The 14,673-nt window shown below is 61.7% G+C and carries 18 protein-coding genes; 12 read left to right on the forward strand and 6 right to left on the reverse strand.

Annotated features, from left to right (window positions below; genetic code table 11):
* Positions 1-209: 209 nt before the first annotated feature.
* On the forward strand, positions 210-572 hold the full coding sequence (locus AC0L18_RS15995) for a nuclear transport factor 2 family protein (RefSeq protein WP_287227961.1): 363 nt from the start codon (positions 210-212) through the stop codon (positions 570-572).
* A gap of 23 nt (positions 573-595) precedes the next feature.
* On the opposite strand, the gene AC0L18_RS16000 is transcribed toward AC0L18_RS15995, so the two are convergent.
* Positions 596-949 carry a gamma-butyrobetaine hydroxylase family protein gene (locus AC0L18_RS16000; protein ID WP_023801862.1) on the reverse strand — a complete coding sequence of 118 codons (354 nt, stop codon included), beginning with the start codon at positions 947-949 and terminating at the stop codon, positions 596-598.
* 196 nt (positions 950-1,145) lie between these two features.
* On the opposite strand from AC0L18_RS16000, the gene moaA reads away from it, so the two are divergent.
* The 10 genes from moaA (at position 1,146) to AC0L18_RS16050 (ending at position 9,256) form a co-directional block, all read left to right on the forward strand.
* A complete protein-coding gene (gene moaA / locus AC0L18_RS16005; RefSeq protein ID WP_473493226.1) occupies positions 1,146-2,141 on the forward strand; it encodes a GTP 3',8-cyclase MoaA in 996 nt (331 codons plus the stop codon).
* A 148-nt stretch (positions 2,142-2,289) separates the two neighbouring features.
* Positions 2,290-3,210 carry a DMT family transporter gene (locus AC0L18_RS16010; protein ID WP_473493227.1) on the forward strand — a complete coding sequence of 307 codons (921 nt, stop codon included), beginning with the start codon at positions 2,290-2,292 and terminating at the stop codon, positions 3,208-3,210.
* A gap of 61 nt (positions 3,211-3,271) precedes the next feature.
* Complete coding sequence (gene mobB / locus AC0L18_RS16015; protein WP_473493228.1) at positions 3,272-3,781, forward strand: molybdopterin-guanine dinucleotide biosynthesis protein B; 510 nt, start codon at positions 3,272-3,274, stop codon at positions 3,779-3,781.
* A 234-nt stretch (positions 3,782-4,015) separates the two neighbouring features.
* Positions 4,016-4,798 carry an ABC transporter substrate-binding protein gene (locus AC0L18_RS16020; protein WP_473493229.1) on the forward strand — a complete coding sequence of 261 codons (783 nt, stop codon included), beginning with the start codon at positions 4,016-4,018 and terminating at the stop codon, positions 4,796-4,798.
* Between the two features lie 113 nt (positions 4,799-4,911).
* Positions 4,912-5,625: an ABC transporter permease gene (locus AC0L18_RS16025; protein ID WP_287176821.1), complete on the forward strand. Its 714-nt coding sequence runs from the start codon at positions 4,912-4,914 to the stop codon at positions 5,623-5,625.
* Positions 5,622-6,455 carry an ABC transporter permease gene (locus tag AC0L18_RS16030; protein ID WP_473493230.1) on the forward strand — a complete coding sequence of 278 codons (834 nt, stop codon included), beginning with the start codon at positions 5,622-5,624 and terminating at the stop codon, positions 6,453-6,455. Before AC0L18_RS16025 ends, AC0L18_RS16030 begins: the two co-directional genes overlap by 4 nt.
* Before the next feature lie 63 nt (positions 6,456-6,518).
* Positions 6,519-7,388: an NAD(P)-dependent oxidoreductase gene (locus AC0L18_RS16035; protein WP_473493271.1), complete on the forward strand. Its 870-nt coding sequence runs from the start codon at positions 6,519-6,521 to the stop codon at positions 7,386-7,388.
* 8 nt (positions 7,389-7,396) lie between these two features.
* Positions 7,397-8,098 carry a DNA alkylation repair protein gene (locus AC0L18_RS16040; protein WP_473493231.1) on the forward strand — a complete coding sequence of 234 codons (702 nt, stop codon included), beginning with the start codon at positions 7,397-7,399 and terminating at the stop codon, positions 8,096-8,098.
* The gene (locus tag AC0L18_RS16045) at positions 8,061-8,639 is read left to right on the forward strand and encodes a GNAT family N-acetyltransferase (RefSeq protein ID WP_473493232.1); all 579 of its coding nucleotides are present in this window, start codon (positions 8,061-8,063) and stop codon (positions 8,637-8,639) included. Before AC0L18_RS16040 ends, AC0L18_RS16045 begins: the two co-directional genes overlap by 38 nt.
* A 47-nt stretch (positions 8,640-8,686) precedes the next feature.
* Positions 8,687-9,256 carry a DUF3299 domain-containing protein gene (locus tag AC0L18_RS16050; protein WP_473493272.1) on the forward strand — a complete coding sequence of 190 codons (570 nt, stop codon included), beginning with the start codon at positions 8,687-8,689 and terminating at the stop codon, positions 9,254-9,256.
* An 11-nt stretch (positions 9,257-9,267) separates the two neighbouring features.
* On the opposite strand, the gene AC0L18_RS16055 is transcribed toward AC0L18_RS16050, so the two are convergent.
* The 4 genes from AC0L18_RS16055 to AC0L18_RS16070 form a co-directional block, all read right to left on the reverse strand.
* Positions 9,268-9,759, reverse strand: a complete 492-nt coding sequence (locus tag AC0L18_RS16055) for an Lrp/AsnC family transcriptional regulator (protein ID WP_006333679.1) — start codon at positions 9,757-9,759, stop codon at positions 9,268-9,270.
* A gap of 119 nt (positions 9,760-9,878) precedes the next feature.
* Complete coding sequence (locus AC0L18_RS16060) at positions 9,879-10,496, reverse strand: uracil-DNA glycosylase family protein (protein ID WP_473493233.1); 618 nt, start codon at positions 10,494-10,496, stop codon at positions 9,879-9,881.
* 14 nt (positions 10,497-10,510) lie between these two features.
* On the reverse strand, positions 10,511-11,122 hold the full coding sequence (locus tag AC0L18_RS16065; protein WP_473493234.1) for a glutathione S-transferase: 612 nt from the start codon (positions 11,120-11,122) through the stop codon (positions 10,511-10,513).
* A 140-nt stretch (positions 11,123-11,262) separates the two neighbouring features.
* Positions 11,263-11,886, reverse strand: a complete 624-nt coding sequence (locus tag AC0L18_RS16070; RefSeq protein ID WP_473493235.1) for a thermonuclease family protein — start codon at positions 11,884-11,886, stop codon at positions 11,263-11,265.
* Between the two features lie 75 nt (positions 11,887-11,961).
* Here AC0L18_RS16070 and AC0L18_RS16075 point away from each other — a divergent pair, with 75 nt between their 5' ends.
* Complete coding sequence (locus AC0L18_RS16075; RefSeq protein ID WP_473493236.1) at positions 11,962-13,482, forward strand: ATP-binding protein; 1,521 nt, start codon at positions 11,962-11,964, stop codon at positions 13,480-13,482.
* Positions 13,483-13,502: 20 nt separating this feature from the next.
* Here the strand turns inward: AC0L18_RS16075 and AC0L18_RS16080 are convergent, their stop codons facing one another.
* Entirely contained in the window at positions 13,503-14,498 is a 996-nt protein-coding gene (locus AC0L18_RS16080; protein ID WP_473493237.1) for a nicotinate-nucleotide--dimethylbenzimidazole phosphoribosyltransferase, read from the reverse strand.
* Positions 14,499-14,673: the final 175 nt, after the last annotated feature.

Here is a 14,673-nt window from a genome sequence, read left to right on the forward strand (position 1 = left end):
GCATCCGCAGCCGCTACTCCAATTCCGTGACGTCTTGACGACACGTGCTGCACCTCATTTCGACCGTCTGGAAACGGGTGTCGAACCCCCAATATTAAAGGGTAAGCCACGTTGATAGCACGATCCTGAAACGGAGACGGAAAATGGATAAACCCTTCGATCGGCGACGTACCGCCTTGGAACTTCTCGAAAATATGTTCGAGGCTGAGATGCGCTTCCTGCAATCAGGGTCGGAGAGCCTCGATATCCTTGCCAGCGCGTTTCACGCGGAAGTTGTCGTGCATGAGCCGCAGTCCCTGCCCTATGCCGGCGACTGGAATGGCCTCGACGGCGTTGGCGCCCTTTTTCGCAAGATGCGGGAAATCTGGAGCGACGTGACCGTGGAAAGCCTTCAGGCCGCCCAAAACGATGACATGGTATTCATGAGCTGCACACTTGCACTGACATCGCGGGCCAATGGTGCAACCATCAAACAGCCATTTGCCGAAGTCTTGCGCTTCAAGGATGACCGGCTGATCGAAGGCACGCCGTTTTATTACGACACCAGCGAAATACTGGCGATCCTGCGTTGACCGGAGCGTCCCGCCCGAACCATTCAACGATCGCGGCTCAGCCCCTTCTCTTCCAGCTCGGCGAGATAGGCGGCCCAGCGTGCGTCCTTCTCATGACCCAGCGTATGCAGGTAGTTCCAGGTGAAGATGCCGGTATCGTGGAAATCGTCGAAGGTGATGCGGACGGCATAGTTGCCGACCGGTTCGATCTTCAGGATGGCAACGTTGCGCTTGCCAGGAACGGTCACGCGCTGTTCGGGCGAATGGCCCTGCACTTCGGCGGATGGCGAGGCCACCCGCAGCAGCTCCGCCGGCAGCTCGAACGGCTGATGGCCAGGGAACGTCACGGTTAGCAGCCTGCGGTCCTTCGAGACCCTGAGTTCCTTCGGCGCCGTCATGGTGATAGGTTCCGCATCATCTGTCCTTTCCCTACGCCGCTTCGCGCAGCGGGAAAAGGCCGCTTCGAAACTTCCGACGCGATCCGTCGGCGCGATGTTGCCCAGGATCGAAACTTCTTGTCTTGAATGGCAGGTTGGATCGTATCACATAGCCATATATAACGATGCCGTTCGCAACCACGGGAAACGCACCAGCATGGACATGATCGATCCTTTTGGTCGCACGATCAGCTATCTGCGCGTTTCGGTCACCGACCGCTGCGACTTCCGCTGCACCTATTGCATGGCCGAGGACATGGCGTTCCTTCCCAAGAAGGATTTGCTGTCGCTGGAAGAACTCGACCGGCTATGCACGGTTTTCATCGAAAAGGGCGTCAGGAAACTGCGTCTTACCGGCGGCGAGCCGATGGTGCGCAAGAACATCATGCATCTTGTGCGTCAGATTTCGCGTCATCTCGAAAGCGGCGCTCTGGAAGAATTGACGCTGACCACCAACGGCTCGCAGCTTTCGCGCTTTGCCGCTGAACTCGCCGATTGCGGGGTCAAGCGCATCAACGTCTCGCTGGACACGCTGGATCCGGAAAAATTCCGTCAGATTACCCGCTGGGGCAATCTCGACAAGGTCATGGATGGCATCGAAGCCGCGCAGGCAGCGGGACTGAAGGTGAAGCTCAATGCGGTGGCGCTGAAGGATTTCAATGACGCCGAACTGCCCGAGATGCTGCGCTGGGCGCACGGCCGCGGCATGGAGTTGACCGTCATCGAAACCATGCCGATGGGCGAGATCGACGCCGACCGCACCGACCAGTATCTGCCGCTGTCGCTGCTGCGCGCAGCACTCGAGCGGCAGTTCACGCTGACCGACATCCCCTACAAGACCGGTGGCCCGGCCCGCTACGTCCACGTCGCCGAGACCGGTGGCAGGCTCGGCTTCATCACGCCGATGACGCATAATTTTTGCGAAAGCTGCAACCGCGTCCGGCTGACCTGCACCGGCACGCTCTATATGTGCCTCGGCCAGGAAGATGCCGCCGACCTGCGCGCACCGTTGCGTGCATCCGAAGGCAACGAACTGGTCGCCGACGCCATCGACGAAGCCATTGGCCGCAAGCCGAAGGGCCATGATTTCATCATCGACCGCCGCACCAACCGTCCATCGGTATCGCGGCACATGAGCGTCACCGGCGGCTGATCCTTTTTGGTCGCACCGCCGCAATAGATCCAGCCGCTCTTGCGAGGAGGTTGTAACGAGCCTCCGAAGGCCGTGGACCAGCCCTTTGACGTTGCTGTCTTGCCGCCGGCTGGTAGAGGCTTGATGCAGGACCACAGTGGTAACGCCTTTGCTTTTTTCCCCAAATCTTCGCGGTGCACTGTTCATGGTGGTGGCGATGAGTGGTTTCACTCTCAACGACGCGATCACCAAAGTCGCGTCGGAATCCATGAACATGGCGCAGGTCATGCTGATCCGCGGCGCCTTCGCTTCGCTTTTCGTAGGCCTGCTTGCCTGGCAACGCGGTGCGCTTGCCGTGCCCGGCTCGATGCTGCAGCCGATGGTGGCGATACGCGTGATCGGCGAAGCCGGCGCTACCGCGTCGTTTCTCATCGCCCTTGCCCATCTGCCGATTGCCAATGTCTCGGCCGTGCTGCAGGCGCTGCCGCTGGCGGTGACGATGGGCGCAGCACTTGTGTTCAAGGAAGGCGTCGGCTGGCGGCGCTGGCTGGCTATCGCCATCGGCTTTGCCGGCGTGCTGATCATCGTGCGGCCCGGCTTCGAGGGGTTCAGCATCTATTCGCTGCTGGCGCTGGCCTGTGTCGCCTGTTGTGCGGTGCGTGATCTCGCCACCAAGCGGATACCGCAAGCCATTCCGACATTGCTGGTGTCGACCACCACGGCACTCGCCATGACAATGCTCGGCGCGGCGCTGCTTTTGCCGATGGGCGGGTGGACACCGATGACGGGGGAAAGCACGGCGTTCCTGGCATTGGCGGCAGTGCTCGTGGTCATCGGCTACCAGTTCATCATCATGGCGATGCGGGTGGGCGACATCTCGTTCATCGCGCCGTTCCGCTACACGGCCCTGCTCTGGTCGATCCTGCTTGGCCTGTTCATCTTCGGCGACGTTCCCGACCTGCCGATGATCCTCGGCGCCAGCATCATCGTCTGCTCCGGCCTCTACGCACTTTACCGCGAACGGATCGTCGGCCGGCGCAAGACAGCCGCCGAAAGCGCTGGACCTGATATGGCGCCGGACGGCATATAGGCTTGCCGTTCGCCACGAGTGACCTTGTCCGTGTCGAGGGTCTGTTGCAGAGCATGAAGCCATGATGAGACGCGTCTTCGGTATCACCGGCTGGAAGAATTCCGGCAAGACGACACTGACCGAAAAGCTGGTCGCCGAACTCGTCCGGCGTGGCTGGAAAGTCTCGACGGTAAAACACGCCCATCATGCCTTCGACATCGACAAACCGGGGGCGGACAGTTTTCGCCATAGGCAGGCCGGGGCCACTGAAGTCGCCATCGTGTCGGACAGGCGCTGGGCGCTGATGCATGAATTGCGCGGCGAGGACGAGCCGACGCTGGATGCGATCCTGTCGCGGCTCGGCACCGCCGACATCGTGCTGGTCGAAGGCTACAAGCGCGAGGCGCACAGCAAGATCGAGACGCGGCGGATGGAGGCCAAGGACTGGGCCCCGCTTTCGGCAAATGATCCGCACATCGTCGCCATCGCCGCCGACTTCGCCATAGCCGACGAAAGCCTGCCTGTCTTCGATCTCGACGACACCAGATCGATAGCCGACTTCATCGAGCGCGCGACAGGTTTGACGCGCTGAGGGTACTGCCGAAGAAGCATCGGCCGCCCCCTGTTTCCTCGTTGCCCCCCTGTTTTCCTCGGTTGTTTGCCTGCCGCAACGTCAGCATTGTCCGGCAATGCGAAACCCGCAAGCAACGGTTTTACAGTTGCTTTTTCTTGGGAAAGAATGGGAGTATCGCGCCAGCGGGCGGTCAACAGAACCGCCCACAGAGCCGTTTAGAACGACGGCCGGGGACATACAGAGAGGACTATCATGCGTACTGCACTGCGTATAGCGCTCGCCGCATCGGCGGCGCTGCTGACATTGGGCGTTGCCCAGGCTCAGGAGAAAACCTTGAGGATCGGCTCGGAGGGAGCCTATCCGCCGTTCAACAACCTGACTGCTGATGGCCAGCTCGTGGGCTTCGACATCGATATCGCCAAGGCGCTTTGCGACGAGATGAAGGTGACGTGCACGTTCGTCGCGCAGGATTGGGACGGCATCATCCCGGCGCTTCAGGCCGGCAAGTTCGACGCCATCGTTGCCTCGATGTCGATTACGCCGGAGCGTGCCGAGAAGGTCGACTTCACCAACAAATACTACAACACGCCGCCGGCGATCGCCGCGCCCAAGGAGAGCGATATCAAAGGCGTGACGAAAGAGGACCTGGCCGGCAAGACGATCGGCGTGCAGGCGTCCACCACCCACTTCAATTATTCAACCAAGACTTATGCCGACAGCACAATCAAGCCGTACCCGACCGCGCAGGAATACCAGCTCGATCTCGCCAATGGCCGCGTTGATGCGGTCAACGACGACATCACTGTCATCGAAGGCTGGCTTGCCACGCCGGACGGCGCCTGCTGCAAGCTGATCGGCGCGATCACGCCCGACATCGAGATACATGGTCCGGGCGCGGGCATCGCGGTACGCAAGGGCGATACCGCGTTGGTCAATCAGTTCAATAAGGCGATCGACGCCATCCGCGCCAACGGAAAGTACAAGGAAATCAACGACAAGTACTTCAAGTACGACGTCTACGGCGGCGAGTCCTGATCCTTCCGGGTTGACGGCGAACGGCGGGACATCCCCGCCGTTTGCGCAAGGCGCGGCGCGCCGGGGCTGACGCCGCGCTCTCAAAAAAAGCATAGAGGAGAACAGGCAGGCGGATGCAAAGCGTTTGGACGCTGCTCAGTTGGGGACCCGAAGGCTGGCTCGACGACATCGCCTATGGTGTTTTCATCACCGTTTCGCTTGCAGCCGCGACCCTGCCTCTCGGTCTGGTGATCGGCTTTCTGGTTGCGCTGGCCAAGCAATCCAACGAGCCGTCGCTGCGGCTGGCCGGCAATATCTACACCACGATCTTTCGTGGATTGCCTGAGTTGCTGACCCTGTTCATGATCTTTTACGGCGCGCAAATCGGCATTCAGCAATTGATGCGCCTGTATGACCCGACCGCCGCGGTCGAAGTGAATGCTTTTGTTTCCGGCATGATCGCGCTCGGCGTCGTCTTCTCGTCCTACGCCAGCGAGGTCTTCCTCTCGGCATTCCGCGCCATCCCGAAGGGACAGTATGAGGGCGGCTATTCGGTTGGCCTGTCTGGCTGGCACACGATGCGCCTTGTGGTGCTGCCGCAGCTTATCCGTATCGCGCTGCCGGGTCTTGCCAATCTGTGGCTCATCCTTCTCAAGGATACCGCCCTGGTTTCCGCCATCGGTCTTACCGACATATTGCGGCAAGCAGGCGTCGCCGCCCGCGTCACCAAGCACGCCTTCCTGTTTTTCGGTGTTGCCGCGCTTATTTATCTGCTCCTCGCCATCATATCGTCCTTCGGCATCAATGCGATCGAACGTGCGGTCGGCCGCCAGCAGGTGCAGCGATGAGTGCGGCAGCAGCCGACGTGGCGAGGAAGGTCGAAAAACCGCCAGCAATTCCGCACGGCTGGCCGCGCCAACGTATTCTCGGCTACGCGCTGGTCTGTATGTGGATAGCTTTTCTCGCCGGGATTGCTGCGTACCTCATCGTCGCCTGGAACGGCGAGCTGTTCGCGAAATATGCGCCATCCTATGTGACGGGGCTAGGTGTGACGCTTTTGCTGGTCGCCATCTCGATCGTGCTTGGCGCGGTCCTGTCGGTGCCGATCGCCTATGCCCGCATGTCGAAAAACCGGTTTCTTTCAGGTCTTGCCTACGCCTATGTCTATTTCTTCCGCGGCACGCCGCTGCTGGCCCAGACCTTCCTTGTCTATTACGGCGTAGGCTCGTTCCGGCCGCAGCTCGATATGATTGGCCTCTGGGGTTTTTTCCGGGAGGCGTTCAACTGCGCAATCTTCGCCTTCTCGCTCAATACTGCCGCCTATCAGGCTGAAATCCTGCGCGGCGCGATCGAGAGCGTGCCCAGAGGCCAGTGGGAGGGCGCCGCCTCGCTCGGCCTGCACAAATTGCAGACGATGTGGAAGATCATCCTGCCGCAGGCACTGATCGTGGCGCTGCGTCCCTACGGCAACGAGATCATCCTGATGATCAAGGGCTCGGCGATCGTAGCCATCATCACCGTCTATGATCTGATGGGCATCACCAAGCTCACCTATTCGCGCACTTTCGACTTCCAGTCCTATGTCTGGGCGGCGATCATCTATCTGACCATTGTCGAGATACTCCGCCACGCGGTCGAGTGGATAGAACGGCGCATTACCATACATCTGCACCGCTGACTCCCATAGCTTTGCCTGATCCGCTAAGAAGGCCGGAAAACAGGATTGAAGGGATTCGAAAACATGGCATCGGTGGCATTTCTCGGTCTTGGCGTCATGGGCTATCCAATGGCCGGACATCTCCGGAACAAGGGCGGCCACGACGTCGCCGTCTACAACCGCACCAAGGCAAAGGCCGAGCAATGGGTTGCCCAGCATGGCGGCAGTGTTGCCGACACGCCGGCTGAGGCCGCCGACGGCAAGGACTTTGTCTTTTGCTGCGTTGGCAATGACGATGATTTGCGCGCGGTGACGATCGGAGCCGAGGGTGCGTTCCAGTCGATGGAGAAGGGAGCCATCTTCATCGACAACACCACGGCCTCGGCTGAAGTCGCGCGCGAACTGGCGGAGAAGGCGCAAGTTCGCGGTTTTTCGTTCCTCGACGCACCGGTCTCCGGCGGTCAGGCCGGCGCCGAAAACGGCATCCTGACCGTCATGGTCGGCGGCGAGCAGAAAGCCTTCGAGCAGGCGAAGCCTGTCATCGATGCCTATGCCCGCATGGTCGGGCTGATGGGCCCGGCCGGCTCCGGCCAACTCACCAAGATGATCAACCAGATCTGCATCGCCGGCCTTGTCCAAGGGCTGGCCGAAGGCATTCATTTCGGCAAGAAGGCCGGGCTCGACATCGAAAAGGTCATCGAGGTGATCTCCAAGGGCGCGGCCGGCTCATGGCAGATGGAGAACCGCCACAAGACGATGAATGCCGGCAAATATGATTTCGGCTTCGCCGTCGACTGGATGCGCAAGGATCTCGGCATCTGCCTGGCGGAGGCCGACCGCAATGGCGCCAAGCTGCCGGTGACGGCACTTGTCGACCAGTTCTACAAGGATGTGCAGGGGATGGGCGGCAAACGCTGGGACACGTCTTCGCTGCTGGCGCGATTGGAGAAGTAGGTTTTGTCGTGGCCGAGCTTTCGCCTCACTCCAGCGCCGAGGAGATTGTCGCCCATCTGCGCTCGATCGGCTCGCAGGAGAACCGCCTTGGCATGCTGGGCTACGGCATCAAGATCGAACGTGCGCTCGGAATCTCGCATGGCGTGCAGAGGCAGATTGCCAAGAAAATCAAGCGCAACCATGAGCGTGCCTTCGAACTATGGCAGTCGGGCATAATGGAAGCGCAGTTCATCGCTTCCGTCACAGCCGATCCGAAGCGGTTTTCTGCTGCGGATGCAAGACGATGGGCGGCGACTTTCGACTCGTGGGATATCGTCGACGGCGTCTCCGACCTCTTTGTCGATACAGATTGCTGGAAGGAGCTGATAGAAGAGTTCGCGGCCGACGAACGCGAGTTCGTTCGACGCACGGCTTTTGCCATGATGGCCTGGTCGGTCGTCCACCGGAAGAAGGAGCCAGAGGCGACCTTCCTCGACTTCCTGCCGATCATCGAAGCGCACGCCGCCGATGGCCGCAACTTTGTGAAGAAGGCGGTGAACTGGGCGCTTCGCTCTATCGGCAAGCGATCGGTGAATTTGCACGGCGCTGCCCTTGCCTTGGCACAGAAGCTTGCCGGTTCGACCGACAAGACGGCGCGCTGGATCGGCAAGGACGCTGCACGGGAGCTTTCCGATGCCAAGACGCTCGAGCGGCTCGCCAGGAAAGGCTGACCGGAGCCAGATCCGCTTCACCGAGGTGACGCGATCCACGTGCGCCGATTTCGAGAACCTGTTCGAGCAGCCTGGCGGCCCGAAATATTGCTGGTGCATGGCCTGGCGCCACCTCGAAAACCGCGAGCATGCGTCCAACGATGAGAGGAGACGGGCCATGATGGCGCTCATCGAAGCCGGCACGCCGGTCGGTATCGTCGCCCATGCCGAAGGCAAGAGCGTCGGCTGGTGCTCCGTGGCGCCACGCGAGACCTATCGCAAGCTGTCGCAGGAGCAGGACGACAGCGAGGCAGGCGTCTGGTCGATCGTTTGCTTCTATGTGCCGAGGGCGTCGCGCGGCCGTGGACTGGCAAGCGCCCTGCTTGACGCGGCCATCGATCACGCCTTCGCCAAAGGCGCCAGGACCATCGAGGCCTATCCGGTCGACCAGGCATCGCCGAGCTACCGTTTCATGGGCTTTCGAGAGAAGTTCGTGGCCCGCGGATTCCACGAGATCGGCATGGCCGGCTCGCGCCGGCATGTGATGCGGCTCGAACGTTGACGCTGTCGGCGACGGCAGCTTTACTCCTGTCAAATGGAGAGCACACGGTGAGCAATCGTTTCAAATCGACAGCGGCGCTGGCGGCCGTGCTGATTTCCATAGTGGCGGGCAGCGCTTCCGCCGAAACGGCGCGCATATTCTGGAAGGACCTGCGCCCGGCGACCCAGCCCGCTGCCGAAAGTGTCGGATTGCCGATGGTCGCGGCAAAAATGCCTGACCGTGGCGAGACGCTGTCTGTCAATTTGCGAGACAAGGCCATCCAACTGGCGGGCTACGCGCTGCCGCTCGATCGCGACGGCGATCTCGTCTATCAGTTCCTGCTGGTGCCGTGGACAGGGGCGTGCAGCCACATGCCGACGCCACCGCCCAATCAGATCGTCCTCGTCACGCCCGCCCGCCCCTACATAATGTCGCAAGCCTATCAGCCGGTTGCCGTGACCGGCGCGCTGGAGCCGGGCATGGAGAAAAGTCAGCTCTTCATCCTCGACGGTGTCAGCGTGATCCAGTCGGGTTACACCGTACGCAAGGCGGAGGTGACGGATGTCGATCTCGTGCCGGACACGATCACGCTACCGGCAAACTCGCCATGGAGTTCCCTCAACAAAAAGAAGAACTAAGCGAAAACTCCTCAGGCCGCGTTGGCGCCCGATTCCTTGTCCAGAACCATGTAGTCGAGCGGCATTTCTGTCGTGTATTTGATCTGTTCCATGGCAAACGACGACGAGACGTCGCGGATCTCGATCTTGGCGATCAGCCGCTTGTAGAAGGCGTCGTAAGCAGCGATGTCGGGCACCACCACGCGCAAGAGATAGTCGACGTCGCCGCTCATCCGGTAGAACTCGACCACTTCCGGAAATTCCTGGATGACCTCCGAAAAGCGCCGCAGCCACTCATGGCTGTGCGAATTGGTGCGGATCGACACGAACACGGTGACACGCACATTGACCTTTTCATGATCGAGGATGGCGACGCGCCGCTTGATGACGCCTTCCTCCTCGAGCTTCTGGATGCGCCGCCAGCAGGGCGTGGTCGACAGTCCGACTTTCTTGGCGACATCGGCGACCGCGAGCGTCGCGTCCTCCTGCAAGAGGCGGAGGATTTTTCTGTCAAGGCGGTCCATTTGGGTGCTCCCACGGGATAGATCAGGAATAGATTGGCTATAGTCCTTCTTATTTGGGCTATTCACAAGAAAGAAATTCTGTCAGATGGCGCAAAAGCGAGTGATTTCTTGCTTGCGCGTCAGCCGAGGCGATAGCGGATTTCCGATCTCAGAAACGGCAGCAAATCCATTTCAAACCACGGATTGCGCTTCAGCCAGCCGGTGTTGCGCCACGACGGATGCGGTAGCGGCAGCACTTTCGGGATGGTGGGCGCATCCCAGATGGTGCGCCAATCCATCACCGTCTCGGTCAGCGAGGGCCGGCGCGCGGCGCCCATGTGCCAGGATTGCGCATAGATGCCGATCGTCAGCACCAGATCGATATGCGGCATCAGCGCCATCAGCGGCGCACGCCAGGCCGCTGCACATTCGCGGCGCGGCGGCAGGTCGCCGCCCTTGGCATCCTGGCCGGGAAAGCAAAAGCCCATCGGCACGATGGCGAATTTTGTCGTGTCGTAGAATTCTTCGCTGCTGACGCCCAGCCAGTCCCGCAACCGATCGCCGGAGGCGTCGGTGAACGGCATGCCTGACATATGCACCTTGGTGCCCGGTGCCTGGCTGGCAATCAGGATACGGGCGCTCGACGACGGCCTGAGCACCGGGCGCGGCTCATGCGGCAGCGGCCGGCCGACCGGGTTTTCGACGCAGATTCGGCAGGCGCGCACCCTCGCCGCGAAGTTTTCCAGCTCTTCACTCATGCCTGGGGCCATTCTCAGGCGGCGGCGCTCGGCCGGCTGGAGATCGCCTGATGCCAGCGCAGCACGTTGGCACAGTCTTCCGGCACCTTGATACGCGCCGGCTTCATGAAGTCGATGGCGATCAGCCCGGTGATGTCGGCGATCGAATAGGCGTCGCCGGCAACGAATTCGCGGTTCGCCAGTTCGTCGTCGAGCAGTTTCAGGAATGCAACGGCTTTCGGCTTGTTGGCCTCGCCCCATTCGGGAATTTGCGGGATCTCCCATTCCTTCATCGCCGGATGGACGTGTCGGAACGCAGCGCTGACGCAATTGAGCAAGTTGAGCTCCATCCGTCTCTGCCACATCTCGACCAGCGCTTTGCCGAGCGCGCCGCGGCCGAACAACGCCGGTTCCGGGTGCAGTTCCTCGAAATAGCGGCAGATGGCGACGGATTCGGTGATGACGGTGCCGTCGTCGAGTTCGAGCACCGGCAGGCGCTGCAGCGGGTTGCGCAAACTGACCGGCTGCTCTTTGTGCTCCAGCGCTCCCATGTCGACGGGCACCAGCGGAACCTCAAGCCCCTTTTCAGCGAGGAAGACGCGAACCCGCCGTGGATTGGGCGCCCGGCCGCCGTCGAAGAGTTTCATCCATCCTCCTTTCGCACCGGCCCGACGGCCGGAATCGATTGCCGGAAAGCACGACGCGAAGATTAAAAAAATCTCAGCGCATGGCTTGTGTCGTCCGACTGGACGCACCTCGCTCTGTTGCAACACTATAGGGTTGACCATCACCAGAAGCGAAAAATTTCTCGCAAGCCATCGCCGATCGAAGCCAAGCGACCGTGCTTTCTTTCGACCACTTCGTGATCGCGGCTCTCGCGCCAGTCGTGCGGCTCGTCGAAAGTGCCGGCCCAGATGCCGGCCTTGCCTGATCGGGCAGCGGCCTCCTCGGTTTCAAAATCGCCATAGGCAACTGCCCAGCCGGCCTCGACCTGGGCGCGGTTGAGATCCCTGCCGCCGGCGTTGCAATCGCCGAGCAGCCGGCGGTATCGGTCGCGCTGCCAGCCGGTGCAGGAGACGGGTTTGCCTGCTATCAGACGTACCAGCGACTGCCGCGCCAGCTTGCCGCAGGGATAGCCGGCGCCGTCCTTGCGGCAGATCTGCGAATATTCTGGCGCATCAATGCCGCGCATGCGGATACGCTCGGAACCGAGCGTGATCGTATCGCCGTCATTGACGACGGCGGCACCCTCAGCCTTGCGCGTCTCGATCCGATCAAGGCGCGCCGCCAGAAGGATCAGCAAACCGAGGACAAGCATGGCCAGTGCGTAGTCCACCAGCCGGCGCCAAAGGCTTCGCGGCCGCGGCGGGACGTATCGCAGTCCCGGCCGCCGCGACCACGAACGGCTCATATGGCAAACCGTTGGTTAATCATTCGAACGTAGCTTAACAATTTGAAACCGCTGCCCGCATAAATTGAAGTCTCCATGCCCTCGCAACGTTCGACCACAGCGGACAAGTTTATTGTGGACCGCCGGAAACCCCATCGCAACAGCGATGTGGCGCGCGCGGTGCGCAAGACGCGCGACCGTCTTTCGCAGCAGGCCGGAAATCCTGATTTCGACCGGGAGCTTTTGAAACTCCACGCCCGTGCGATGATAGGCGGCGCGATCATAGTTCCGCTTCTCGTCCTGGCGACCGCCGCGACCGGTCTGTTTGCTGGCGTCGGAAAGGCAATTGGCGTCTGGGCGCTTCTTATACTCATCTGCTACGCCATCGTCGTGTTCATGGCGAGGCGCGTCGACCGAACGGAAGCTGCCGAACTCAACCCGCTGCAAACGCACCGTGATTTCCTGATAGGCCATTTCCTTTGCGGCCTGGGCTGGGCCTGGTTTGCCTGGCTCGGTTGCGACACCTGCCAGGTCGACCAGTTCCAGTTGATCAAGGGTGTGGTGCTGCTGCTTGCCATGGCGGCGACGGCGATCACAGCGTCATCGTTGCGCGGTGCGTTGCTGGCGACTTTCGCCGTTCCGGTGGCCGCCTATGCCTATGCCGGCGCCAGGCAGTGGATGCCGGTCGAGTTGATCATGGCCGGGTTGCTGATTGTCGCGCTGCCCTTCTTCGCCTATGTGGCGCGCCGCCTCAATCGCTCGTCCTTGATGCTGCTCTCGTTCCGCTCCGAAAAGGACGCGCTGATTGCCGAATTGGACACGGCGAAATCGATGTCGGACGAAGCGCGCCGACGGGCGGAGGACGCCAACCTGGCAAAGTCGCGGTTTTTGGCCTCGATGAGTCATGAGTTGCGGACGCCGCTCAACGCCATTCTCGGTTTCTCCGAGGTGATGGCGAACGAGGTGCTCGGACCGATGAGCAATCCGACCTATCGCGACTATGCTCGCGACGTCCATGACTCTGGCCAGCACCTGCTCGACCTGATCAACGAAATCCTCGACCTGTCGCGCATCGAAGCGGGCCGCTACCAGCTCAACGAAGAGCCGATGCTGCTGCTTTCCGTCGTCGAGGATTGCTGTCACATGATGGAGCTGAAGGCGCGCAACAAGGACATCCGCATCGTCCAGGATTTCGAAAACGCCTTGCCGCGCCTGTTCGCCGACGAACGCGCGGTGCGACAGATCGCGCTCAATCTTTTGTCGAACGCCATCAAGTTCACCGGAACTGGCGGCGAGATCCGCGTGCGCGTCGGCTGGACGGCGGGCGGCGGCCAATACTTCTCCGTCAAAGACAATGGGCCCGGCATTCCGGAAGACGAGATTCCGGTCGTGCTGTCCGCCTTCGGCCAGGGCTCCATCGCCATCAAGAGCGCCGAGCAAGGCACCGGGCTTGGCCTGCCGATCGTCCAAAGCCTGCTCGCCATGCATGGCGGCGAGTTCGAACTGCATTCCAAACTGCGCGAAGGCACCGAGGCGATCGCCATCTTTCCGTTGAGCCGGGTGATGGAGGAATTGCCGGCGCTGCCGACCAGGGCCGTTGCTGCGCGCCGGCGATAGACGCTTCCGGCGATAGACGCTTAATGAAGCGCCGCTGCCATGCCCGAGGCGGTGAGCGCAGCGGCTTTGACCAGGCCGGCCGCAAGTGCCGCCCCTGCCCCCTCGCCGTGGCTGACGCCGAGATCGAGCAGCGGGCGCATGCCGAGCCGCTCGGCGGCCCGAGCATGCGCAGGCTCAGGCGACAGGCTGGCGAGCAGGCAATGGTCGAGCGCAGTGGCGTCGGCGGCATGCAGCGCCGCCGCAGCGGCTGTCGCCACCAATCCATCGAGCAGGACGGGGATCTTCTGCGTCCGGGCGGCGAGGATGGCGCCGGCAATCGCTGCGAACTCACGGCCGCCAACCCGGCGCAACGCTTCCAGCGGATCCCTGAGACCTGTGCCGTGGAAGGCTAGCGCGGCAGCGACCACTTCCGCCTTGCGTACCCGCATCGATGCATCGGCGCCCGATCCGGAACCGACCCAATCTGCGCCGCTGCCGCCGAACAGTGCGGCAAGCAAGGCCGCGGCGACGGTGGAATTGCCGACGCCGAGGTCGCCAAGGCAAAGCAGATCGGCGCCGCCGGCGATCGCCTCCATGCCGAAGGCCATGGTGGCGGCACAGCCGCGCTCGTCGAGTGCTGCATCCTCGGTGATGTCGGCGGTTGGAATGTGCAGCGCAAGATCGAAGACTTTCAGCCCGAGATTATTGGCGATGCAGATCTGGTTGATCGCCGCACCGCCGGCCGCGCAAAGCTCGACGGCGTTCGCCGTGGCAGCGACAGGCCGTGGCGAAATGCCGTGGCGAGCGACTCCGTGATTGCCGGCGAAGATCGCCACCAGGGGACGGTTCACTGCCGGCGGCGCGCGGCCGCTCCAGGCGGCCAGCCAAGCCGCGATGTCCTCGATGCGGCCGAGCGAACCCTTGGGCTTGTCGGCCTTGGCAAACAGCTCACGGACGCGGGCTTCGGCTGCCGTGTCGGCCCGTGGCAGGGTCGCCAGAAGATTGCGAAAATCGTCGAAGGGCAGCGCGCTGGTCATGTCGTTGATGATCGTTCCCGGAGTTGGTGAGCGGCATAGCCGCCTTGCTCGGCCGGCACAACTGCCTGCATTGACGCGAAAGCGGCTGCCGGCGGCGCATTCCGGAGGGCTTGCATTGGCGTTGCCGTTACACCATGTGGAGGCGAGACGAGGGATTCCTTGGGAATCCTGAGAG

Source organism: Mesorhizobium sp. WSM4819 (genome assembly GCF_055811215.1).